Origin of the sequence: Paracoccus rhizosphaerae (assembly GCF_026162645.1) — a bacterium.
Classification (GTDB): domain Bacteria; phylum Pseudomonadota; class Alphaproteobacteria; order Rhodobacterales; family Rhodobacteraceae; genus Paracoccus; species Paracoccus rhizosphaerae.
Window position 1 is genome coordinate 1 of the sequence record NZ_JAOTBE010000058.1, and the last position, 21098, is coordinate 21098.

Below are 21098 nucleotides of genomic sequence, written 5' to 3' on the forward strand. Positions count from 1 at the left end.
GGTGAGCGCGATGCGAACCGCATCACGCTTGAACTCCTCGCTGTGTGTCGCTGCCATATCCTGTCTCCTTTGAAGAGAGCATCGCTCTCAGAAGACCGGAACGGAACAGGTGCAGGTCCAGTCAGATCAAACGGGTCACAGGGCGTCTTTTCGGTGTCGAGTTCCGGCATGACCTGCACGAACATCTTCCAACGCGGATGCTCGCCGCGCTCGATCTTGCCGTACAGCGCCTCCTGATAGCCCTCGCGGGTATGGCCGATGATCTTGGCGGCCTCGCCATTGGTATAGTGGCGGTGGCCCTGTCGGGTCTTGAAATGGAACTTGACCCAGAACCGCTCGCCGTCCTTGTTCCAGAACGAATAGGTGTGGCTGCCATAGCCGTTCATGAAGGTCAGGTCCTGCGGTAGACCGCGGTCCGACATCAGGATCGTCACCTGATGCAGCGATTCAGGCTGCTGGCCCCAGAAGTCCCACGTCGCGGTCGGGCTGCGCAGGTTGGTGCGCGGGTGGCGCTTCTGCGTGTGGATGAAGTCCGGGAATTTCAGCGGGTCGCGCACGAAGAACACGGGGGTGTTGTTGCCCACGACGTTCCAGTTGCCCTCGTCGGTGTAGAACTTCAGCGCAAAGCCGCGAACGTCGCGTTCATGGTCGGCCGCGCCCTGCTCTCCGGCGACGGTCGAGAACCGGGCCAGCATCTCGGTCGTCTTGCTGACTTCGGCGAAGATCGAGGCGCAGGAGTACTGCGTGATGTCGTTCGTCACCGTGAACGTGCCGAAGGCGCCCCAGCCCTTGGCGTGGACGACGCGCTCGGGGATGCGCTTGCGGTTCTGGTGGGCCAGCTTCTCCAGAAGCTGATGGTCCTGCATCAGCAGCGGCCCTCTTACCCCGGCGGTCTCGCTGTTCTGATTCGACGCTACGGGCGCGCCTGCCGTCGTCGTGATGCGCGGTAGGGCGGCGTTATCTTGGGTCATGTCGTTTCCTCAAGAGTTGCCCGACTTGAAGATGCGCCACGGGATGTATAACGCGAAATCGGATCCGCTGCTGCTTAAGATCAGGAAATCTGATGAACATTACACTGCGCCAACTGCGCTATTTCCTTGCCCTGGCTCAGGAAGCGCATTTCACTCGAGCGGCCGAGGCGACCCATATCACGCAGCCGGCCCTGTCCATGCAGATCCGTGCGCTCGAGGATGCGGTAGGGGCGCGGCTGGTCGAGCGGACCCCGGCGGGGATCGTGCTGACCCCCCAAGGTCGGGCGCTGGAACGGCACGCACGGCGTGTCCTTGCCGAAATGAGCGCGCTGGAACAGGGGATGCGGCAGCCGGGGCAGGGTGGCCGCCTGATGCTGGGGATGATCCCGACCGTCGCGCCTTATCTTTTGCCCGAGGCGCTGCCGTTGCTGCGCGCCCGCGACATCGATCGCCACCTGCACCTGCGGGAAGCGGTGACCGACCGCCTGCTGGACGAGCTTGCCAAGGGCCGGCTAGATGCGATCGTCGTGGCCTCGCCGCCCGAGGATGACAGCTTCGCCGCTGTTCCCCTGTTCACGGATCGCTTCCTGCTGGCGGGCAGTGCGCAGCGGCTGTCTGACATGGGGCCGAGCGCGGTGTCGCCCGCAATGCTGGACCCCGGTCAGTTGCTGCTGCTGGACGAGGGGCATTGCCTGGGTGATCAGGCGCTCGAGGTGTGCGGCCTTGGCAGGCGCTCCAGCCGACTGGACATGGGGGCCGCGTCGCTATCGACGTTGTGCCGCCTGGCGGCGCAAGGGATAGGGCTGACCTTCCTTCCGCAGATCGCCCGCCGGACAGAACTGGCCGCGGCACCGGGGCTGATGACAGTAGCCTTTCCAATTCCGGAACCCGCGCGGCAGGTGGTTCTGATGCGGCGGGCTTCGACGCCCGCAGCGGGCTGGTTCGACAACTTGGCCGCCGTCATGACCGCCGCCGCGCAGCCGTTGCTGCGCGACGACGGCGCCTAGGGTTACGCGGGCTCGGATACACGAGCGTTCTGCAGCCACGCCAGGACCGCTTCGGGTGCAGTTTCGCCGTAGGGGTCGTCGGGGCAATCGTCGCAACGGCCCGGCTCTTCGAACCACGCCTCGACCGTGCCGTCGTTGATGACGGCGGCATAGCGCCAGCTGCGGGCGCCAAAGCCCAGGTTGTCCTTGCGGACCAGCATGCCGACCTTGTCCGTGAACTCGCCCGAACCGTCCGGAATGACGGTGACGTTTTCCAGGCCCTGCGCCTTGGCCCACTGGTTCATGACGAAGCTGTCGTTCACCGACATGCAGTAGATCGCGTCAATCCCCAGCTCGTTCATCTGGGTAAAAGCCTTCTCGAAGCCGGGAAGCTGATAGGTGGAACAGGTCGGGGTGAACGCGCCGGGCAGCGAAAACAGGACAACGCGCTTGCCGGCAAAATAATCGGCGGTGGTCATGTCCTGCCAGCGGAACGGGTTCGGGCCGCCGACGGATTCGTCGCGCACGCGGGTGCGGAAGGTGACGTTTGGCAATTTCGATCCGGTCTTCATCAGAGCTCCTGTGGATATCAGCGGTGGCGGCAACTCCTCCCGCACCGGTTCCTAACGCTGCACTGCGGCAAGGGCAATGCCGCTGGCGAAGCAACCCTGCCATGCGTTGCCAAGCGCCTGCGAAAAGGCTATTTCTGCCTGAACCGCGACCGAAAGGAACATCCCTTGCGCGACCTCAGGATCCCGGATCAGCGTCACCCGGAAAAGGCGCATCGTCCCGACCAGGCCCAGCCCAAGAAGCCGGACTGGATCAGGGTCAAGGCGCCCACCTCGGCCGGTTACAAGCAGACCCGCGACCTTCTGCGTGAGAACAGGCTGTCGACCGTGTGCGAGGAGGCCGGCTGTCCCAACGTCGGCGAATGCTGGAGCCAGGGACACGCCACCATGATGATCATGGGCGAGATCTGCACCCGTGGCTGCACCTTCTGCAACGTTGCCACCGGCAAGCCCCAAACGCTTGATGCGTTCGAGCCGGGGCGCGTGGCCCATGCCGTCCAGAAGCTGGGTCTGAACCACGTCGTGATCACCAGCGTCGATCGCGACGATCTGGATGACGGTGGGGCCGAGCATTTCGCTCAGACCATCCGCGCGATCCGCCACCGCTCGCCCAGTTCGACGATCGAGGTGCTGACGCCGGACTTCCTCAAGTCCAAGCCCGGTTCGCTGGAAATTGTGGTCGAGGCGCGGCCCGACGTCTTCAACCACAATTTGGAAACCGTTCCCGGCCTCTACCCGTCGGTGCGTCCGGGGGCGCGGTACTTCCATTCGCTGCGTCTGCTGCAGCGGGTGAAAGAGATGGACCCGACCATGTTCACCAAGTCCGGCATCATGGTCGGCTTGGGCGAGGATCGTCAGGGCGTCCTGCAGGTGATGGACGACATGCGCGCGGCCGACATCGACTTCATCACCATCGGCCAATACCTGCAGCCCACTGCCAAGCACCATCGCGTCGACCGCTTTGTCACGCCCGAGGAATTTGCAGGGTACGAGAAGGCGGCCTATGGCAAGGGCTTCCTGATGGTCTCGGCGACGCCTCTGACCCGATCCTCGTATCACGCCGGCGATGACTTTGCGCGCCTGCGGGACGCCCGTCTGGCCAGACTGGGGCGCGGCTGACGCCATCGCTTTGGCCCTTGCAAAAAGGCAAGCGCCGAATTACGCGTCGGATAGGCCCCAACAGGGCCTTCCGGAAGAGCGCCGGGGGCGTGGCGGAATGGTAGACGCGACGGATTCAAAATCCGTTTCAGCAATGAGTGTCGGTTCGAGTCCGACCGCCCCTACCACGCTCTTCTGACTTCCACATCCGATCGCGCAAGTAGTTCTGGCCACGAGTCGCCGGACCGGGCGCGTCTATCGACCTGCATGGCTTTCATCAGCCGGCGCGGGCACTGATACATTCAGTCATGCCATTTCAAGTCAAACCGTGACGTGGCGGATAAAATTAGCGCGACCGAGGCACTGCTCAGGCCTCGCGGCATTCGGCTTGTGCGAATGTGCAGAACTTCTTGAAGATCGTGGTTCATTCTGCCTAAGGTAGAATCACGCGCATATTAACTATTTTTGCGCGAACAGCTTCGGGACGGTTTCGGCATGTGGACCTCATGTGCCGAATCCCGGATCGGCCTTACCCTCGACGATGCTTCGGTATGCGTCTGCAGACAGGTGAAACATGCCATACTTGACCTTGCTTGACAGCAGCTTGATCTCGGTCGGAACGGGTGGGGTCGTCTCCATCAACGCCACCGATCTGGTGAACATCTACGGCCCGGGGCAGGAATTCGACCAGTACGATGTCGGTGACCCCGACGCGGCAGGCGCATCCACGCTTGAGAATGGTGAGACCTTTCAGACGGTCGACGTAGACGGAAGCGGCAACGTGACCGTCAACCCGACGCAATACACCTACCTGGGCACAAGCACGATCACCAATGTCGGCACGATCAACGTCGGGGTTCCGGGGGTGCTGGATGTCACCGCCGTGATCAATCCGATCAACGGGTCGGTCGTCACTGCCGGGGGCAACTATTACTTCGTCAGCGACGAGCCGCTGGACGACGACCACATCAGTGCGACCCTGTCAGTCAATGTGCTCGGATCGCCGGTGTCGGCCACGGCGCCGATCTCCTCCGTCGCGGACGAGCTGGTGGCAGAGGTTCAGGCCGTTCCCGTCGCAGGCCCGGCTGTTGCGGCCACGCTGAACGGCATCCTGCCCACCGTTCAGTCGAACCTCAACACGGTTGCGATTTCCGGGACGCTGAACGAGGACGGGACCGACGTCATTCCGCCAGACGAGCTGTTCTGCTTCGTCACCGGCACCTTGATCCGGACAAGCCGGGGCTTGGTGGCTGTTGAAGACCTGCGCGTCGGCGATCTGGTCGAAACCCGCGACAACGGCCTCCAGCCCGTGCGCTGGACCGGGTCGAAAAAGCTGACGGCTGCCGCTCTTTTGTTGAAGCCCGCCCTGCGGCCCGTCCGCATCAGGGCCGGAGCCCTGGGTGAGAACATCCCGTCTGCGGACCTCCACGTCTCTCCGCAGCACCGCATCCTCGTGCGTTCGAGGATCGCGCAGAGAATGTTCTCGACCCATGAGGTTCTGGTGGCGGCGAAGAAGCTCGTGATGCTCGACGGAATCGACATTGCCGAAGACATGGCTGAGGTCGAGTACCACCACTTCCTCTTCGACCGCCATGAGGTGGTGACCTCGAATGGTGCCGAGACCGAGTCGCTCTTTACTGGACCCGAGGCCCTCAGAAGCGTTGGCAAGGACGCGCAGGAAGAGATCTTCACGCTGTTCCCGCAACTTGGCGACCCCGACTTCACGGCGGATCCAGTGCGTGCGCTGGCCTCGGGCCGGATGGGCCGGCGTCTAGCCATGCGCCACCTCTGGAACGACAAACGCCTGGTCGGATAGCAAGTCGGCCCAGAAGCAGCCCTGCAGGGGCTGTTCCTGATCAATGTGCGAGGGTCCGCCCCGGTCGCAGCCGGGGCGCATGAAACTGCTGTACACGCCCTTCAGGGTACCCGGGTCAACCTGAACGTCCCGCCCATGCACACCGATCACGCACCCGCCGCCGCGATGACCGAGAGCCGAAAAATAGTGGTCGCGAATGGCATTCGATTTCAGAAGAATGCCCACCGATAGGGAACGATTTGTCCAGCTTCTTGTTCTTCTCGGAAGGTGAAACGACACCGATCGAAGGACATAAATATGGCACAGAATTCCACCACTGACGACATGAAGCGCGACACGAACGCTGCCGTGGACGAGGCGACCCGCGACCTGAAGGACGGGGCCGATCGCATCGCCGAGGATGTGCGCCGGACGGCACGCGACCTGTCGCGGAACTCTGGGGCCGATCGCCTTGCCGATCGCGGGGCGGCGCTGGCGGGCGACGCGCTGGATGCGGGCCGCGACTATGCCAATCGCGCACGCGATGCCGGCCAGGAATATGCCGAGCGGGCGCGCCAGCAGGCCGAGCGGCTCTATGACAGCGGTCAGCAGACGGCGCGCGATGTCGCCCATTATGCCGAAGATCGCTATGACGAACTCTCGGACGTCATCCGTCGCCATCCGGCGCAGGCCTTGGGTATCGCCGCCGGCGTCGGCTTCCTCGTCGGTCTGATGCTGCAGCGTCGCTGATGTTCGACTTCGCCAGGCGTGTGCAGCTGGCGGCAGGCGACGCGGCACGTCGTACCGCGCTGAAGGTTGCGGCTGCGGTCGTGGGTTTGGTGGCAAGCGGCTTTCTGCTTGCCGCGCTCTGGTCGTTTCTGGCCGACACGTTGGAATGGGGCGCGGCGCTGGCGTCACTTTCGATTGGAGCCGGTCTCGCCGTCATTGCGGGACTGCTGATTGTGCTGTCCTCGCGTCGCAGGCATGAGATGCCGACCACCGACGACCTCAAGCGAGAGGTCCAGGCTCGCGCCTCTCTCGCGGCTGATGCTGCCGTCGATCGTGCGCGGAGCGAGGCGCTGCGGATAGCCAACATGGCCGAAGAGCGTGCCCATGCGCTGATCGACGAGGCGAGCAGCCGTGCAGGCCAGATGGCTGAAGACGCCGAACGCAGGGTGTCCGGTACGCTCCGCTCCGTGGGCCTTGGATCGACAGGGTCGCCTGCATCGGCAGACCGCGCCCACCACCCGCTTGCACCTTCAGCGATGACCGGCAAGCTGATCGGGGCATTCGCGCTCGGCATAACGCTGGCTGCGAAGATCCAGGAACGGCGTCGCGACCACGACCTGCGGCGACGGCATTAAGGTCTGCTAAGCAGGCTGCCCCTTGAGCCTCCACCGGCGGTCGGCCTTCAGGCGGTCGACCAAGCCACTCAGGTCGTCCCAATTGAACGGCGCCACAAGGACATGCCACCCCCGCGCATAAATCGAGTCGACAGTGTCGAAGCCCAACCGGAGGACAAGCGGCCAACCCGATTCCAACCACGGCTTCGCAACGGGAAGATCACCGACCTCGGAAATAGAGGCGCCAGTGATCAGCACCTTGACACAGTCGCTGGTCAAAAGCTCTGCGGGGCAGGGGGAAGCGGTGGGACAGTGGAACACATTGCAGCCGTGGGACGCGTTCATGAGGCCTTTGCCCATGTCTCGCGCTACGAAGTGATCCCGCTCGTGGATCACGAAGGTGTATTCATGTCCCGCCATTCCTGAATTCTTCCACCCTAAGGTGTAGATATCAAGAAAATAGTCGAGAAACGCCGGAGCTCAGGCGTTGGCTTCGCGGATCTTGTCGGCGGCAGCCTTGTCGAAGGACACGCCCTTATTGCTGAGAAGCTGGTCGAGTTCGCCTGACAGCGTCATCTCGGTGATGATGTCGCAGCCGCCCACAAACTCTCCCTTGACGTAGAGTTGGGGGATCGTCGGCCAGTCCGAGAAGTCCTTGATGCCTTGGCGGACATCGCCATCCGCCAGCACGTTCACGTCGCGGAATGGGACGCTCATATAGTTCAGCACGCCGGCGACGCGGCTCGAGAAGCCGCATTGCGGCATTTCCTTGGTCCCCTTCATGAACAGAACAACATCATTGCTGTCGATCAGGTCCTGAATCCGGGTTTTCACGTCGCTCATCTGGGCGGTCCTTTTGGTCGAAAGCCCGCCGGTGGCGGGCTGGGTAACAGCGTTCGAAAGATTAGTCCGGCGCCTTCGTCGTCAGCGCAAGCGCATGCAGGTCGCCCGACGGCCCATCCATCCGGCCCTTGAGGGCGGCATAGACGGCGCGCTGCTGCTGGACCCGGTTCAGGCCGCGAAAGCTCTCGTCCACGACCTCGGCAGCATAATGGTTCCCGTCACCCGCAAGATCCGTGATCGTGATCTTCGCCTGCGGGAACGAAGCCCGGATCAGGGCCTCGATGTCATGCGCTTCCATCGCCATTCGGTGATCCTTCTGTCTTTCGGATCAGATGTAGGGGATGGCCGGCACCGCCGCAAGGCTCTCGGGATCGGTGCGTGCCGGGCGTCAAGGCGCCGAGGTCGTGGCGCCGATCGTTCCGCCGACGGCCGCACCGACGGGTCCGCCGACCACCGCGCCGGCAACGCCGCCGGTCGCTGCACGTTCGGCCGTAGTATCGCCACAGGCCGCCATCAACAGGATGACGCCGCAAAGTCCTATTGCAGGGATACGCATGTCCAGCTCCTTGGAATAATTCGCCGGACGCGCCGGCTAGTCATCTAGAGACGTCCGAGTGGCTGCGATGGTTCCTGAGTAAGAATGGTGATGGCCACATGGCGCCAAGCCTGACACGGTGTCAGGGGGTATATTCTACGAAGCTGCTGGTGCACCCGATGGTTGAGCATTCGACGTGAGGTTTGGGCGCCGGAGTGCAGGCGGCGGTCGAGATGACTAACAGAAGAACGATGGACCGTATCAATGGTGAACTCCTCAACAGGTGGTCGGCAGGCAGGTTGCCGCCGATCACGTACTTGGGCCTAACTACAGGGGCTGCTGTTACAACCCAAGCCATCATGCGCCGGAGGCACAGGAAATGGTTCCTGTCGTTTTGTACAGGCATCTTCAGCCGGCGCCGTCGTTGCGCCGCTTGCAGGTCCCGATGAAAGCGAGGCATGACCGCCCGATGATGCAGCGGTCGGACATATTGCCGCGCGACCCACGGCCGCGTGGAAAAATCCTCGCAATCGGCGTCGATCCACTTCACCATGCCATGCAGGGGAAGGACTGTGGACGACGGAGCGGGGGCCCGATGTCCATGCCGATCTTTCCAACAGGAATCCAAGCGCGAAGGCCCTGATGAGACGAGACGCCAATCCGTTACTGCAGAACCTGCTCCAGACGCGCCTGCAACAGATCGCCGGACGGTTCGGTGCCGTATCGCCTCAGCTTGGCGCAGCCATGGAGCATGCGGCGATGTCGCCGGGCAAGCGGTTCCGGGGCATGCTTCTGCTGCTGGCGGCCGACGCCTCGGGCGGGGTCAGCGACGCGCTGGTCGACGCAGCTGCCGCGATCGAGATGGTGCATGCAGCCTCGCTGATCTTCGACGACATGCCCTGCATGGACGATGCGGCGCTGCGGCGGGGGCAGCCGGCGACCCATGTAGCGCATGGCGAAAGCCGCGCGCTTCTGGCTGGCATCGCGCTGATCACCGAGGCGATGTCGGTGCTGGCTGCGGCGCGCGGCGCCTCGGCGCAGGTCCGGGCCGGCCTGGTCGGCATTCTGGCTGACGCCCTGGGTCCGCAGGGGCTCTGCGCAGGGCAGGATCTGGACCTGCACAGCGACAAGGACCGGCCCGGAGTCGAGCTTGAACAGGACCTGAAGACCGGCGTCCTCTTCGTCGCCGGGCTGGAAATGCTGGCGGTGATCGAGGGCTATGACGAGGAAGAGCGTGCGCAGGTCGTGGCCTTCGGACGTCAGCTGGGCCGGGTGTTCCAGTCCTATGACGACTTGCTGGACGTGATCGGCACGCCAGAATCCGTCGGCAAGACCACCGGGCGCGACCGTCAGGCGCCCGGCCCCGAACGCGGGTTGCTGGCGGTCGGCGACATGCACCACGTCTCTCGTCACTACGAGGCCAGTCGTGCGCAGCTGGATGCGATGCTGAACCACCGCCGGCTGCGCGCCCCCGAAATCGCAGCGCTTCTGGAGCGTGTGCTGCCTTACGCCGTCCGCGACAGCGCCTGACGGGTCAGGCCCCGCGGGGCCTAATCCAAAGCCCCTCTCTCGGTGCCGGCCGGCGGGCCAGCCGCGACGTTGCCGTATCCAGGCCGCCACGCGCCACCAGCCCGATCTTCGCGGCCTTCGACGTGCTGATCCTCTGGCGATACGCCTCGGGGCCGCCTTGCCTGATCCGTGTGCCGATCGCGTGATAGATGCGCAGCGCCGCGGCGATCGACCAGGCGCAGCGTGGCGGCAATGCCGCCAAACCGACCCGCGCCGACGCGTAATACGGCTCAGCCGCGTCCAGCAAGCGGATGATGACGCTGTAAAGCTCGGCCGAGGGGATCGGGCTGTCGACCTTCGCCTGCGCCTCGGCCAGCCAATCGGCGGGCAGATAGCAGCGGCCGATGGCTGCGTCGTCGATCACATCACGCGCGATGTTGGTCAACTGGAAGGCCAGTCCCAGGTCGCAGGCCCTGTCCAGCACCGCGTCGTCCTTGACGCCCATCACGCGCGCCATCATCACGCCGACCACGCCGGCCACATGGTAGGAATAGTCCAGTACGTCGTCCAGGCTGCGATAGCTGCGGTCCTGGACGTCCATGGCGAACCCTTCGATCAGGTCCAGCGGCCAGCGGTCCGGAAAGTCGTGCCGCCGGGCAACCTCGCGCAGGGCGGCGAAGGGCGGCGTCATCCTTGCCGTTCCGTGAAGCGCCCCGACCGTCTGGCGGCGCAGATCCTCCAGCCGGGCCTGCGGATCGTCGATCAGCTCCGGCCGGTCTCCCAGCACCTGCCCGTCGATGACGTCATCGGCATGGCGGCACCACGCATAGAGCATCACGGTGTCATCCCGGATGCCGGGGGGCATCAGCTTCGCCGCCGCGGCAAAGCTCTGCGAGCCCTGCGCGATCGCCTGATGCGAGGTGTCGACAAGCTCGCTCATGCGAGGGCCGCATCGGCCAGCATGACCTGCGCTGTGGCCTTGGCGCTGCCGACGACGCCGGGAATGCCCGCGCCCGGATGGGTGCCAGCGCCGACGATATAGAAGTTGCGGATGCTGCGGTCGCGGTTCTGGGGGCGGAACCAGGCCGACTGCGCCAGGATCGGCTCGACCGAAAAGGCGCTGCCATGGTGGGCCGCCAGTTCGCTGCTGAAATCCGCGGGGGTAAATATCCGCTTGACCGTCAGGTTCTTGCGGAGGTCAGGGATCATCCGCTCCTCCAGGCTGGCCAGGATGCGTTCGGCATATGCCGGCCCGACCGTTGCCCAGTCCACGTCCGCCCGGCCCAGATGCGGCACCGGCGCCAGCACATAGTGCGTAGACATGCCCGGCGGCGCCAGGCTGGGGTCGGTCACGCAGGGCGAGTGAAGATAGAGCGAGAAATCATCGGCCAGCTTCGGCCCCTTGAAGATCTCGTTCACCAGTTCCTTGTAGCGCGGGCCGAAGAGGACGCTGTGATGGGCCAAGCCTTCTGGCATCTTCGACAGGCCGAAATGCAGCACGAACAGCGACATCGACCATCGCTGCTTGCCTAGTATCATCGCCTTGGTGCGCCCGCGCCGGGTATGGCCCAGAAGATCGCGATAGTTGTGCATGACGTCGCCGTTGCTGGCGACCATGTCCGCGCTCAGGCTGCGGCCGTCGGCAAGGGTGACGCCGATCGTGCGCGGGCCGTCGGTGTCGATCCGGGCGACCTTGGCGTTCAGCATCATCTGGCCCCCAAGCCGTTCGAACAGCGCAACCATGCCCGCGACCAGCTGGTTGGTGCCGCCCTTGGCGAACCAGACACCGCCGCGACGTTCCAGCGCGTGGATCAGCGCATAAATCGCGCTGGTGGAAAAGGGATTGCCGCCGACGAGCAGCGTGTGGAACGAGAACGCCTGTTGCAGGTGCGGGTCCTTGATGAACCGCGCGACGATGCTGTGGACCGACCGATAAGCTTCGAGCTTGATCAGCGCGGGCGCGGCGTTCAGCATCTGCCCCAGCTTGAGAAACGGCGTCGTCCCCAGTTTGAGATAGCCTTCCTCGTAAACCTTCTCCGCATAGTCGTGGAACTTGCGATACCCCTCGAGGTCGTCAGGGTTGAACCGACGGATCTGCGCCTCGAGCTGGGCGCCGTCATTGAAATAGTCGAAGACCTTTCCGTCCGCCCATTGCAGCCGATAGAACGGAGAGACAGGCAGCAGCGTCACGTCGCGCGCCATGTCCTGACCGGTCAGCGCCCACAGTTCGCGCAGGGCATCCGGGTCGGTGACGACGGTCGGTCCCGCGTCGAAGACATGGCCCTGATCGTGCCACACATAGGCGCGCCCGCCCGGCTTGTCTCGCGCCTCGATCAGCGTGGTGGGGATGCCGGCCGACTGCAGCCGGATCGCCAGGGCAAGCCCGCCGAACCCGGCGCCGATGACGATGGCGGTTCTGGCGGCAGTGGGGACGTTCATGCATTCTCCTGCAGAAGGGGGCGCTCGGGCAGGCAGCGGAACGCTCGGGTCAGGGGGATGGGGGGCTTGCCGGTGACGATGCGCAGGCGGTCGGCACGCGTCAGGCGACCGGCATAGAAGCGTTCGATCACGCCCTCGGGCATGCGATAGAAGCGCTGCAGCAACGTGTATCGGCGGTCAGGCGGGCAGCCCCGGAACAGCATCCGGTTCAGAAGCCGCAGGAACCTGTCCTGCCGCGCCCGCGCCAACGCAAAGTCGCGCAACGCCATGCGCAGGCTGTCGGTCGTGAGCCGGTCCCGTCGGGCCAAACCTGCGACAACGTCTGCCACCTGCGCCGCATAGGGCAGGGAATAGCCCGTTACGGGGTGGAACAGACCGGCCCTCAGCCCCACCGGGACCGCGCCCGTTGCGTGGTCCGCCCAGAAAGCCTCGGCGTCATGCGCAAGCGCAATGGGCAGGATGCCACGCTCTCGCCTGACTTCAACGCCTGTCCAACCCTTGACACGGGCGTAACCGTGTGAGGCCGCGGCGAGGCTGTCGTCATCCAGATCGCCGCCGTCGCTATAGCGCGTATCCTCGATCAGGATGCGTGTCGGCGTGAAGGGCAGCAGGTAGATGAAGCGATAGCCGTCCTGCTGGGGAACCGTCGCGTCCATGATCACCGGGCGACGGACGCCGTGGGGGCTGTCGGTCTCGATCTCGATACCTACGAACTTCTGGAATCCCACGGCCAGGTGCGGGGAGGGCTGCGCGCCGCGACCGTCCATGACACATGGGGCCGTGACGCGGCTGCCAGCGGTCATGGCGCCGTCTGCGTCAAGGTCTTGCACCCGGCTGTTCCAGCGAATCTCGGCGCCGGCTTCGGTCACCGCACCCATCAGCCCCCGCCCGTCGATTGAGCCATATCCAGCCCGCAGCCTGCGCGAATGGTCCGGAAACCTCACCTCCTGATCGGGCCAGTCGCCACGCCTGATCGGCTTCAGGCGGTCCAGCCAGTGCGGCGCAAGATCGGTGTCGTGGCAGGACCATGTATGCCCGTCCGAGGCGTCCGCCGCACGGTCCAGCAGTACCACCCGAAGGTCGGGCCGCGCCTTCCGGATCGCCAGCGCGATCAGCCCGTTGGCAAGGCCGGCCCCTGCCAGCAGCACGTCGGCTTTCATGCGGCCACGCCGGGACAGGCGATCACGACGAACGCTCATCCTGGGGGCGCAGGACGCCCGACCTCTTCAGGTCCTGCTTCAGCTTGTCCACCGGGGGCGCGTAGATAAATCCGAAGCTGACGCAGTGGTCCCGCCCCTCAACCGCGTGGTGCAAGCGATGGGCCTGATAGAGCCTGCGGAAATAGCCCCGCCGCGGGATATAGCGGAACGGCCAGCGCTGATGCACCAGCCCGTCGTGCAGGATGAAATAGATCAACCCATAGACCGTCATGCCCAAAGCGATCCACCAAAGCACCGGCCACCAGAGAGCGCCGACCGTGAAGAGAATTGTGGCCAGCACCGCAAAGACGACGCCATAGAGGTCGTTCTTCTCCAGCGCATGGTCGTGTTCCTCATGGTGGGACTTGTGCCAGCCCCAGCCCAGGGGGCCGTGCATGATCCAGCGGTGGACGGAATAGGCGGTCAGCTCCATCACGAGGACTGTCGCCACGACAATGAGGAACTGCGTCATGCGCGGCCTCCGGTCTTGCGGGTGCGGGGCAGGCGCCACCACGGCACGTGCGGATGCAGGTGATGTTCGTGGTGATAGCCGCCGAAATGGAAGCAGGTCAGCAGCGACAGCGGGTCACCGATGCCGGTCGAACGGGCATTGTGCCGGTCTGGAAAATCGTCATGCCCCGGACGGTGGGGCAGCCAGGTTCCGAAGACGAAAAGCTGGATCGACGCCAGAACGGCCGGAACCGGCCAGAAGACGACATACATCCAGCGATCGCCCAGGATCAGCGCATAGGTGGTGACGATCACCGGCAGAAGCAGCCCCTCGCGCCAGCCGAAATAGGTGGCGACGAAGCTGCCGTACCAACGGACGGGACCCCCGTGACCGAAATCGGGATCGTCGTCGGTGCCCGCATGTCGATGATGCGCCATGTGCTTGGCGATCAGCTTGCGCCACGAAAACCCGGCATAGAGCCACAGCGCCAGTTGCCCGATCGCCGCATTGGCGCCCGGCCGCCCCGGCACCACAGACCCGTGCATCGCGTCATGCGCGATGATGAACAGCCCGACCGACAGCCAGGTCAGCCCGGTCAGGCACAGCACGGCCAGCAGCGGATGCGCGGCCGCATCCAGCGACCACAGCGTGAAGACGTGCAGGACCAGCCAGCAGAGCAGGATCGCGGCGCAAAGGCCGAGATTGACGATCGTGTCGCCAGTTGTGCCAGGCTTCCGTCCGGACATCCGAAACTCCTGCTGCGTAGGACGACAGCCTAGACCGCCCCGTCGTCCTGTTCCAGTCCTGCCGGTTGCGACCATTGGCCACCGGGCCCGGCCTGCAGCAGTGGCGCGCGGCGCAGCGCCGCCAGGTCGCGCGATCCGGTGCAGAACATCGCGATCCGCAATTGGGCGATCACGTCTGACAGGTGGGCGACAAGCGCCTCGGACCCGGCGCGTGCGGCGGGCAGGGCGCCTGCCGCCTGGCCGGCCAGGTCGGCGCCCAGCCTGAGGGCGCGTGCGACGTCCAGCCCATGCCGCACGCCACCCGAGCCGATCAGCGTTCGCCCCGCACCGATCAGCGGGGCGATGCCGCGAATCGCATCCGCGGTCGGGATGCCCCAGTCGTGGAATGGCGCGGCCAGGGTCTGCAGACGGTTGGGTCCGCGTTCGGCCTCGACCCGCGCCCAGCTGGTGCCGCCGGCGCCGGCGACGTCCAGGATCGACACGCCTGCATCCAGCAGCCGCCGGGCCGCATGGACCGACAGCCCGGCGCCCACTTCCTTGACGCCAAGCGGGACGGGCAGGGCCGAGGCCAGCTTCTCGATCCGCGGCAGCAGCGCAGAGAAGTTGCGATCGCCGCCCTCCTGGATTGCCTCCTGCAACGGGTTCAGGTGCAGGAACAACGCGTCGGCGCCGATCATCTCGACCGCGCGCCGTGCCTCGTCAAGGCCGAAGCCATAGTTCAGCTGGACGGCACCGATATTGCCGAGAATGGGGATATGGGGCGCAAGGTCCCGCAATTGCCGCCCCAACCCGCCCGCGGCGCCCGATTCGACCGCGATCCGCTGCGACCCGACCGACAGCGCGATTCCAAGGTGGCCGCAAGCCTCGGCGATGTGGAGGTTGATCCGCTCGGCCTCATCGGGGCCACCCGTCATGGCCGAGACGAGAAGCGGCGCCGACATGTCGCGCCCGAGGAAACGGGTCGAGCAATCGATTTGGTCCAGGTCGATCTCGGGCAGGGCGTCGTGCAGGAACCTGACCTTGTCGAAGCCCGAGGCGAGGCTGTGCTGCCTGCCGCGTCCTTCGGTCACGATGCGAAGATGATCCGACTTGCGGCGCGAGATCTCGGTCATGGCATTGTCCTGCTGTGCTTTCGCTGACTGTCGCCGGTGTCGCATGAACTTTCCAGCCCGTCGTGCGACCTGCGAAGGCACGGGATTGCGGCGCTGCAGAGGTTGTGAAAGTTTCACGAAGATTAATCTTCATGTGCGCATCTGTCGTCTGCACGACACTCTCCGCCCAAAGGATCTGATAGACATGATCTTGCAGATCGGGGGCGGTCCTTCGTGAGTGGTTGCCGGGTATTGCAGCCCCCGATCTGGCGAAGGCCGCATCCATGCGCGGCGTGTCTTGCCTTTTGTCGTCAGTTGGTGAAACCATCCGGTTGTACGGATAGGTGAACCGTGCCGGAACAGGCTGAGACACGCAGGAATCGCCGTGATGACGCGGCGCGCCCGACCAGCGGCAACGACTGGCTGTCTGCGTTGCGCCGCATGCGCCCCCCGCTGCTGCGGGGCGCCTCGGACCAAGCCCTCGCAGCACTTCTTGACGAGGCGAAGATCGTCCACCTGCGCCGAGCAAGGGAGGTCCTTCGGCAGGGCGAGGCGGCCGACTGCATGTACCTGATCCTGAAAGGGCGGATCGAGGTCACGTTCATCGACGTGAACGGCAACCGCGTGATGGCGCATCTGGCCGTTCCGGGCGAAGTCATGGGCGAGGCCGAGCAGTTTTCGGGCAAGACATGCGCGGCGACCTGCACGGCGCTGCCCGACACGACGCTGATGGCCTTTGACGCAAGCCTGCTTGTCCGCCACCTGTCGGCCGAGCTTCTTCTGCGCAACCTGGCGTCGATCTTCCACGAACGCCTGACGCGGGACAACCGCCAGCATTCCGTGGCGATGTTCTACACCGCCGAGGATCGCGTCCGGATTCATCTTCTGTCGATGAGCACGTCCGAGGTGCCCGACGTGCGGATCAGCCAGACCGAATTGGCGGGTTTCGCCGGATGTTCGCGGCAAACTGTCAATAAGGTCCTGTCGCAGCTGCGCGCCGAGGGGATCGTCGACATCGGCCGCGGCGCGATCCGCATCCTGGACCGTGCAGGACTGGAACAGGCCAGCATCACCGGGGAGCGGATCGTCCTGGACGACATCCCCGAAACCTGCGCCGCGCACGGCAAGCCTGACGAAACCGTGACCGCGGCTCAGCGCCTGAGGGGCTGAGAATTGCCGCGGATCGCGGTTATCTGCTGCCATAGCATCATCAACCGCCCGAGGACCGCATGGCCCATCCAGACCCGAAGCCGACCGACCGTGCCGGCGACCGCTATGCACGAGAGCTGGAGCGGCACCTGGACTGGCTTGACAGCTTCACCTCGACCGCCCTGGGCGTGCTGTCGGCGGCTTCGGGTATCTACACCTATCTGGGGGTGCGGACGCTGCTGGACGATCCGGGCCTCTGGACGACCTTCGCAGCGCTGGCTTACTCGATCGCGGTGTCCGTGGGCATCTTCGTCTTCTGGTCCTATCTGCTGCGCCTGCTTCCCGCCGTGCGAAGCGCCGCATCGCGGGTCGGACTGATGCTGACGATGGCCTTGGGTTCGGTGGCAATTGTCGCAATGTCGTCCTGGCTCAATGCCGCCGCGCTGGCCGGCGGCGCGGCAGTCGAAACCCATATGGCGACGACGGTCCAGAACTATCAGTCGGCGTTGGAGCGGGCGCACGCGAACGCGGTCGCCGGCCAGTCGCTGTCACGCGATGTGGCACGGGTGCGGCAAAGCTTCCAGGACCTGTCCGAACAGGAGGCCGGCGGCACGCTGTCAGGCTTTTCGGGACGCGGCGCGGTCTTTCGCGTACTGACACAGAAAAGCGCCGAGCTGCAGGCGCTCGAGGCGCAGCTGCTGGGTCTTGGAGAGCCCATCGAGAATACCTTCACGCAAGGCAACGCCATCCTGTCACGGATGCGCGGCACCTCGGTCGAACCGGGACCGCTTGAGGATCGCACCGTTCGCTTCTCGGAAGACGCGGTCGAGCTTGCGGGCCTGATCACGCAGCTGCGCCAGCTGAATCCGGCGCCGCTGGTCGTCAGGGCCGCACAGGATCTTTCCGATGCGGTCGTCCTGCCGGAACTGGACGGCGCAACCGCAGAGATGCGGGCAGGCCAGTCCAGCACGATCAATGCCGTGTTGACGCTGGTCGCGCAGCGGGCCGATACCCTCTCCACCGGCGCATCCGAGGTGATGGCACTGCCGCCACCGGACGAGGCGCTCTATACGCCCATGTCGGCCGCCGACGCGGTGATCGCCTATGCCGGAAACTTCGTTCCGGCCTGGGCGGGGGCGATCTCGATCGACCTTTTGCCGGCGGTTCTGGTCTTCATCATCATGGTCGTGCAGGCCGCCATCCGCACGGGCCGGGGCGAGGGACATAGCGATGACCGGATGACGGTCGGAGAGCTGCGCGCCGCGCTCGCTGCATCCGACCTGCTGCGCCAGGCTGAAGCCGCGCAGGTCCGGCCGCAAGGTCAAGCCCACATCCGGCCCTTCGAGGTGCCGCGCGACGGCGGGGCCTGACCGTGGGTCTCTTCTCGTCGCCGCAGCGGGCGATCAAAGCGGTCCTGGTGTCCCAGGTGCTGATGGCAGGGGCCATCGTCGGGCTGGACGTTGTGCGCGCCCCCGGTGCCGCGGCACCCGGTCTCTACGCGCCGCCGGCCGAGGGGCCAAGCGTGCGCCCCTATCGCCCCAACCTGCGGCCAAGTGATCCCGCGCGTCCGGGCGCCCCCGCGATGCGCCAGATGCCGCAGACGCTTGAATTCGCCGAGGACGAAGACCGGATCCAGATCATCGGCCAGATCGCCCCCGGCGATGCGGACCGCTTCGTCGCCTGGCTGGATCGCGTCCGCCCCCAGGCGCGACTGGTGGCGCTGGACAGCTCTGGCGGCTCGGTCGCCGACGCTTTGGCCATCGGCCGCACGATCCGGGGCGCAGGCTATGCCACCCGCGTGGCCGACGGGGCGGTCTGCCTGTCCGCCTGCCCCTATATCTTCGCCGGCGGCCTCGACCGTCAGGTCGAGCAGGGCGGTGTGATCGGCGTTCACCAGCATTACTTCGGACAGAACACCGTCCTTCCGGCTTTCATGGCGGTCGGTGACCTGCAGCGGGCGCAGGCCGGCGTCATGGAGTTCCTGGTCGAGATGGGCGTGGATCTGCGCCTGATGACCCACGCGCTGCGCACCCCGCCCTCCGACATCAATATCCTGAGCTCAGAGCTGATGACCGAGCTGAGCCTGACGACGCCGCCTGAACGTAACTGACTTTAGGCGAGACAACTCGACCTGAACATCGCCGGAACCTTGTCGATTATTGTCGCAGGCATGTCGCTAGTCCCATTTCCCGTCTTGGAATGACCGACCACAGCATCCGTCCCCTGACTGCAATTGTTCGACGAACGCTGACGACTCTGGCGGCGCCCGATTTGCCCTCCCGGACCGCCCTCATCCTGCCAAAGGCCACCTTCCTCTTTGGCAGCTTCAATCTGCCGGCAAACAGGTCTAGAACAGCAGCAACAGGCTTCTTCTTTGCCTAAATACCCAGATCCTGACCCAAAGGCGCATCCCATGGCCGACGACCTGTTGAACAGCTTCACCTCCGGACCCGACGAACAGGGCCGTTTCGGCATCTATGGTGGACGCTTCGTCTCTGAAACGCTGATGCCGCTGATCCTCGACCTCGAGGCCGAATACGAGCGTGCCAAGACCGACCCGGAATTCTGGGCGCAGATGGACGACCTGTGGACGCATTATGTCGGCCGTCCCAGCCCGCTTTATTTTGCAGAACGCCTGACCCAGCACCTGGGCGGCGCCAAGATCTACATGAAGCGGGACGAGCTGAACCACACCGGCGCGCACAAGATCAACAACGTGCTGGGCCAGATCCTGCTGGCGATCCGCATGGGCAAGACGCGGATCATCGCGGAGACCGGCGCCGGCCAGCATGGCGTGGCGACCGCGACCGTCTGCGCGCGGTTCGGCCTGAAATGCATCGTCTACATGGGCGCCCATGACGTGGAGCGCCAGGCGCCGAACGTCTTCCGCATGCGCCTGCTGGGGGCGGAGGTGGTTCCGGTCACCTCGGGCCGCGGCACGCTGAAGGACGCGATGAACGATGCGTTGCGCGACTGGGTCACGAACGTCCGCGACACGTTCTATTGCATCGGCACGGTGGCGGGACCGCACCCTTATCCGGCCATGGTGCGCGATTTCCAGTCGATCATCGGCAAGGAGGTCCGCGAACAGATCATGCCGCGCGAAGGTCGGCTGCCGGACACCGTGGTCGCAGCGATCGGCGGCGGGTCGAACGCGATGGGCCTGTTCTATCCCTTCCTCGACGACAAGGACGTTCGCATCATCGGGGTCGAGGCCGGTGGCAAGGGCGTCGATGACCGCATGCAGCACTGCGCCAGCCTGTCGGGCGGGCGCGCGGGCGTGCTGCACGGCAACCGCACCTATCTGCTGCAGGACGATGATGGCCAGATCCTTGAAGGCCATTCGATCAGCGCGGGCCTCGACTATCCGGGTATCGGCCCGGAACATGCCTGGCTGAAGGACATGGGCCGCGCCGAATATGTCAGCATCACCGACGCCGAGGCGCTGGAGGCGTTTCAGCTGTGCTGCGCGACCGAAGGCATCATCCCCGCGCTGGAGCCGAGCCACGCGCTGGCCCAAGTGATGAAGATTGCGCCTGATCTGCCAGCGGACCATATCATCGTGATGAACATGTGCGGGCGCGGCGACAAGGACATCTTCACTGTCGCCAAGCATCTTGGCGTCGATATCAAGACCTGATCAGCGGCGAAGAAGCAGCAGGTTCAGGTCAGATTCCAGCACCGGCAGGGGCAGCAGGATGCGCGCCTCTGTCGGGCTGACGACCTCGACCACGCCGACCTCGGGGACGCGCTGGGGGATGGCGGCGGGATCTACTTGCTGGGGCAGCTTGCCATAAGGCACCGGTTCGTCACCGGCGATGAAGCCGGTGCCGATATAGGTCTGGTGTCCTTCGAGCATGCCAATCTGACCGATAATGCGCTGCGAACCTGTCAGCTTCCGGAAACTTCCATCGCCGCCGATCCGGCAGCGAAACGGTTGATAGACCACCAGCGGCAAGTTCCGCCCCAGTTTCAGCATCCGGCATGACCACTCGCCCGGCAGGATCGACGCCGCCTTGTCGACAGGCAGGGGCGCGCCTCGCAATCCCGCCGCCAGAACATCCAGATCGGCCGGATCCGCCATTGCCAGCGCCGATCGCAGCGTCCGTCCCGCGACCTCGTCCAGATGCTTCAGCCGATCACGGTCGTCGGCGCGGATCACTTGCCCCAGATCCGGTCCGAAGGCAGCAGCTGAGGTGGCGACCAGCGACAGAAGCGCGGCGCAGACCCTAGTTGTTTGATCCCACGGTTTAATGGTGCGATCCTTTTTCAGGAATGGAAGGAAGCATTATGGGCCAGGTTCGTCACGGGAGCGCCACGACCACGCACGCCGTCAGAGCTGCAATAATGAGGGCTGGCCCGCCATCGGTCCGA

23 protein-coding genes and 1 tRNA gene are annotated in these 21098 nt (G+C 65.0%); 11 read left to right on the forward strand and 13 right to left on the reverse strand.

Annotation, left to right across the window (positions count from 1 at the left end; translation table 11 throughout):
* A partial coding sequence (locus OC184_RS15770) for a catalase (protein ID WP_265508130.1) occupies positions 1-971 on the reverse strand: 971 nt, incomplete at its 3' end.
* A gap of 92 nt (positions 972-1063) precedes the next feature.
* Here OC184_RS15770 and OC184_RS15775 point away from each other — a divergent pair.
* On the forward strand, positions 1064-1978 hold the full coding sequence (locus tag OC184_RS15775) for a hydrogen peroxide-inducible genes activator (protein WP_265508131.1): 915 nt from the start codon (positions 1064-1066) through the stop codon (positions 1976-1978).
* A 2-nt stretch (positions 1979-1980) separates the two neighbouring features.
* On the opposite strand, the gene OC184_RS15780 is transcribed toward OC184_RS15775, so the two are convergent.
* On the reverse strand, positions 1981-2529 hold the full coding sequence (locus OC184_RS15780) for a peroxiredoxin (RefSeq protein WP_265508132.1): 549 nt from the start codon (positions 2527-2529) through the stop codon (positions 1981-1983).
* 165 nt (positions 2530-2694) lie between these two features.
* Between OC184_RS15780 and lipA the strand changes: the two genes are divergently transcribed.
* From lipA to OC184_RS15805, 5 genes are all read left to right on the forward strand, one after another.
* Positions 2695-3645: a lipoyl synthase gene (gene lipA / locus OC184_RS15785; RefSeq protein WP_265508133.1), complete on the forward strand. Its 951-nt coding sequence runs from the start codon at positions 2695-2697 to the stop codon at positions 3643-3645.
* Between the two features lie 83 nt (positions 3646-3728).
* A tRNA-Leu gene (locus OC184_RS15790) sits at positions 3729-3812 on the forward strand.
* Positions 3813-4198: 386 nt separating this feature from the next.
* Positions 4199-5440 (forward strand): Hint domain-containing protein, encoded by a 1242-nt coding sequence (locus OC184_RS15795; protein ID WP_265508134.1) that lies wholly within the window; start codon positions 4199-4201, stop codon positions 5438-5440.
* A gap of 297 nt (positions 5441-5737) precedes the next feature.
* The gene (locus tag OC184_RS15800) at positions 5738-6169 is read left to right on the forward strand and encodes a DUF883 family protein (RefSeq protein WP_265508135.1); all 432 of its coding nucleotides are present in this window, start codon (positions 5738-5740) and stop codon (positions 6167-6169) included.
* Entirely contained in the window at positions 6169-6783 is a 615-nt protein-coding gene (locus OC184_RS15805; RefSeq protein WP_265508136.1) for a phage holin family protein, read from the forward strand. The genes OC184_RS15800 and OC184_RS15805 overlap by 1 nt, the downstream gene beginning before the upstream one ends.
* A gap of 6 nt (positions 6784-6789) precedes the next feature.
* Here OC184_RS15805 and OC184_RS15810 read toward each other — a convergent pair whose 3' ends face one another.
* The 4 genes from OC184_RS15810 to OC184_RS15825 form a co-directional block, all read right to left on the reverse strand.
* On the reverse strand, positions 6790-7182 hold the full coding sequence (locus tag OC184_RS15810) for a hypothetical protein (RefSeq protein WP_265508137.1): 393 nt from the start codon (positions 7180-7182) through the stop codon (positions 6790-6792).
* Between the two features lie 60 nt (positions 7183-7242).
* Complete coding sequence (grxD, locus tag OC184_RS15815; protein WP_265508138.1) at positions 7243-7605, reverse strand: Grx4 family monothiol glutaredoxin; 363 nt, start codon at positions 7603-7605, stop codon at positions 7243-7245.
* 61 nt (positions 7606-7666) lie between these two features.
* Positions 7667-7909, reverse strand: a complete 243-nt coding sequence (locus OC184_RS15820; protein ID WP_265508139.1) for a BolA family transcriptional regulator — start codon at positions 7907-7909, stop codon at positions 7667-7669.
* 84 nt (positions 7910-7993) lie between these two features.
* Positions 7994-8161, reverse strand: a complete 168-nt coding sequence (locus OC184_RS15825) for a hypothetical protein (RefSeq protein ID WP_265508140.1) — start codon at positions 8159-8161, stop codon at positions 7994-7996.
* Between the two features lie 621 nt (positions 8162-8782).
* Between OC184_RS15825 and OC184_RS15830 the strand changes: the two genes are divergently transcribed.
* On the forward strand, positions 8783-9670 hold the full coding sequence (locus OC184_RS15830) for a polyprenyl synthetase family protein (RefSeq protein WP_265508141.1): 888 nt from the start codon (positions 8783-8785) through the stop codon (positions 9668-9670).
* Between the two features lie 4 nt (positions 9671-9674).
* On the opposite strand, the gene OC184_RS15835 is transcribed toward OC184_RS15830, so the two are convergent.
* The 6 genes from OC184_RS15835 to fni are packed head-to-tail and all read right to left on the reverse strand — an operon-like array spanning position 9675 to position 15596.
* Complete coding sequence (locus OC184_RS15835) at positions 9675-10589, reverse strand: phytoene/squalene synthase family protein (protein ID WP_265508142.1); 915 nt, start codon at positions 10587-10589, stop codon at positions 9675-9677.
* The gene (locus OC184_RS15840; RefSeq protein WP_265508143.1) at positions 10586-12088 is read right to left on the reverse strand and encodes a phytoene desaturase; all 1503 of its coding nucleotides are present in this window, start codon (positions 12086-12088) and stop codon (positions 10586-10588) included. Before OC184_RS15840 ends, OC184_RS15835 begins: the two co-directional genes overlap by 4 nt.
* The gene (gene crtY / locus OC184_RS15845) at positions 12085-13248 is read right to left on the reverse strand and encodes a lycopene beta-cyclase CrtY (protein ID WP_265508144.1); all 1164 of its coding nucleotides are present in this window, start codon (positions 13246-13248) and stop codon (positions 12085-12087) included. Before crtY ends, OC184_RS15840 begins: the two co-directional genes overlap by 4 nt.
* A gap of 22 nt (positions 13249-13270) precedes the next feature.
* Positions 13271-13759: a sterol desaturase family protein gene (locus OC184_RS15850; protein WP_265508145.1), complete on the reverse strand. Its 489-nt coding sequence runs from the start codon at positions 13757-13759 to the stop codon at positions 13271-13273.
* Positions 13756-14484, reverse strand: a complete 729-nt coding sequence (locus tag OC184_RS15855; protein WP_265508146.1) for a fatty acid desaturase — start codon at positions 14482-14484, stop codon at positions 13756-13758. Before OC184_RS15855 ends, OC184_RS15850 begins: the two co-directional genes overlap by 4 nt.
* Before the next feature lie 29 nt (positions 14485-14513).
* Positions 14514-15596 (reverse strand): type 2 isopentenyl-diphosphate Delta-isomerase, encoded by a 1083-nt coding sequence (fni, locus tag OC184_RS15860; protein WP_265508147.1) that lies wholly within the window; start codon positions 15594-15596, stop codon positions 14514-14516.
* A 330-nt stretch (positions 15597-15926) separates the two neighbouring features.
* Here fni and OC184_RS15865 point away from each other — a divergent pair, with 330 nt between their 5' ends.
* From OC184_RS15865 to trpB, 4 genes are all read left to right on the forward strand, one after another.
* The gene (locus tag OC184_RS15865) at positions 15927-16745 is read left to right on the forward strand and encodes a Crp/Fnr family transcriptional regulator (RefSeq protein WP_265508148.1); all 819 of its coding nucleotides are present in this window, start codon (positions 15927-15929) and stop codon (positions 16743-16745) included.
* Positions 16746-16804: 59 nt separating this feature from the next.
* Entirely contained in the window at positions 16805-18094 is a 1290-nt protein-coding gene (locus OC184_RS15870) for a hypothetical protein (RefSeq protein ID WP_265508149.1), read from the forward strand.
* A gap of 47 nt (positions 18095-18141) precedes the next feature.
* Positions 18142-18834, forward strand: coding sequence for a COG3904 family protein (locus OC184_RS15875; protein ID WP_265508150.1), 693 nt, complete (start codon positions 18142-18144; stop codon positions 18832-18834).
* 303 nt (positions 18835-19137) lie between these two features.
* Positions 19138-20364, forward strand: coding sequence for a tryptophan synthase subunit beta (gene trpB, locus OC184_RS15880; protein WP_265508151.1), 1227 nt, complete (start codon positions 19138-19140; stop codon positions 20362-20364).
* Here trpB and OC184_RS15885 read toward each other — a convergent pair whose 3' ends face one another.
* On the reverse strand, positions 20365-20886 hold the full coding sequence (locus tag OC184_RS15885) for a DUF4893 domain-containing protein (protein ID WP_265508152.1): 522 nt from the start codon (positions 20884-20886) through the stop codon (positions 20365-20367).
* Between the last annotated feature and the right edge of the window lie 212 nt (positions 20887-21098).

Coding starts and splice junctions, on each gene's coding strand:
- OC184_RS15775 (WP_265508131.1), top strand. CDS start 1,064: ATGAACATTACACTGCGCCAACTGCGCTATTTCCTTGCCCTGGCTCAG.
- OC184_RS15780 (WP_265508132.1), bottom strand. CDS start 2,529: ATGAAGACCGGATCGAAATTGCCAAACGTCACCTTCCGCACCCGCGTG.
- OC184_RS15795 (WP_265508134.1), top strand. CDS start 4,199: ATGCCATACTTGACCTTGCTTGACAGCAGCTTGATCTCGGTCGGAACG.
- OC184_RS15800 (WP_265508135.1), top strand. CDS start 5,738: ATGGCACAGAATTCCACCACTGACGACATGAAGCGCGACACGAACGCT.
- OC184_RS15805 (WP_265508136.1), top strand. CDS start 6,169: ATGTTCGACTTCGCCAGGCGTGTGCAGCTGGCGGCAGGCGACGCGGCA.
- OC184_RS15810 (WP_265508137.1), bottom strand. CDS start 7,182: ATGGCGGGACATGAATACACCTTCGTGATCCACGAGCGGGATCACTTC.
- grxD (WP_265508138.1), bottom strand. CDS start 7,605: ATGAGCGACGTGAAAACCCGGATTCAGGACCTGATCGACAGCAATGAT.
- OC184_RS15820 (WP_265508139.1), bottom strand. CDS start 7,909: ATGGCGATGGAAGCGCATGACATCGAGGCCCTGATCCGGGCTTCGTTC.
- OC184_RS15825 (WP_265508140.1), bottom strand. CDS start 8,161: ATGCGTATCCCTGCAATAGGACTTTGCGGCGTCATCCTGTTGATGGCG.
- OC184_RS15830 (WP_265508141.1), top strand. CDS start 8,783: ATGAGACGAGACGCCAATCCGTTACTGCAGAACCTGCTCCAGACGCGC.
- OC184_RS15835 (WP_265508142.1), bottom strand. CDS start 10,589: ATGAGCGAGCTTGTCGACACCTCGCATCAGGCGATCGCGCAGGGCTCG.
- OC184_RS15840 (WP_265508143.1), bottom strand. CDS start 12,088: ATGAACGTCCCCACTGCCGCCAGAACCGCCATCGTCATCGGCGCCGGG.
- crtY (WP_265508144.1), bottom strand. CDS start 13,248: ATGAAAGCCGACGTGCTGCTGGCAGGGGCCGGCCTTGCCAACGGGCTG.
- OC184_RS15850 (WP_265508145.1), bottom strand. CDS start 13,759: ATGACGCAGTTCCTCATTGTCGTGGCGACAGTCCTCGTGATGGAGCTG.
- OC184_RS15855 (WP_265508146.1), bottom strand. CDS start 14,484: ATGTCCGGACGGAAGCCTGGCACAACTGGCGACACGATCGTCAATCTC.
- fni (WP_265508147.1), bottom strand. CDS start 15,596: ATGACCGAGATCTCGCGCCGCAAGTCGGATCATCTTCGCATCGTGACC.
- OC184_RS15870 (WP_265508149.1), top strand. CDS start 16,805: ATGGCCCATCCAGACCCGAAGCCGACCGACCGTGCCGGCGACCGCTAT.
- trpB (WP_265508151.1), top strand. CDS start 19,138: ATGGCCGACGACCTGTTGAACAGCTTCACCTCCGGACCCGACGAACAG.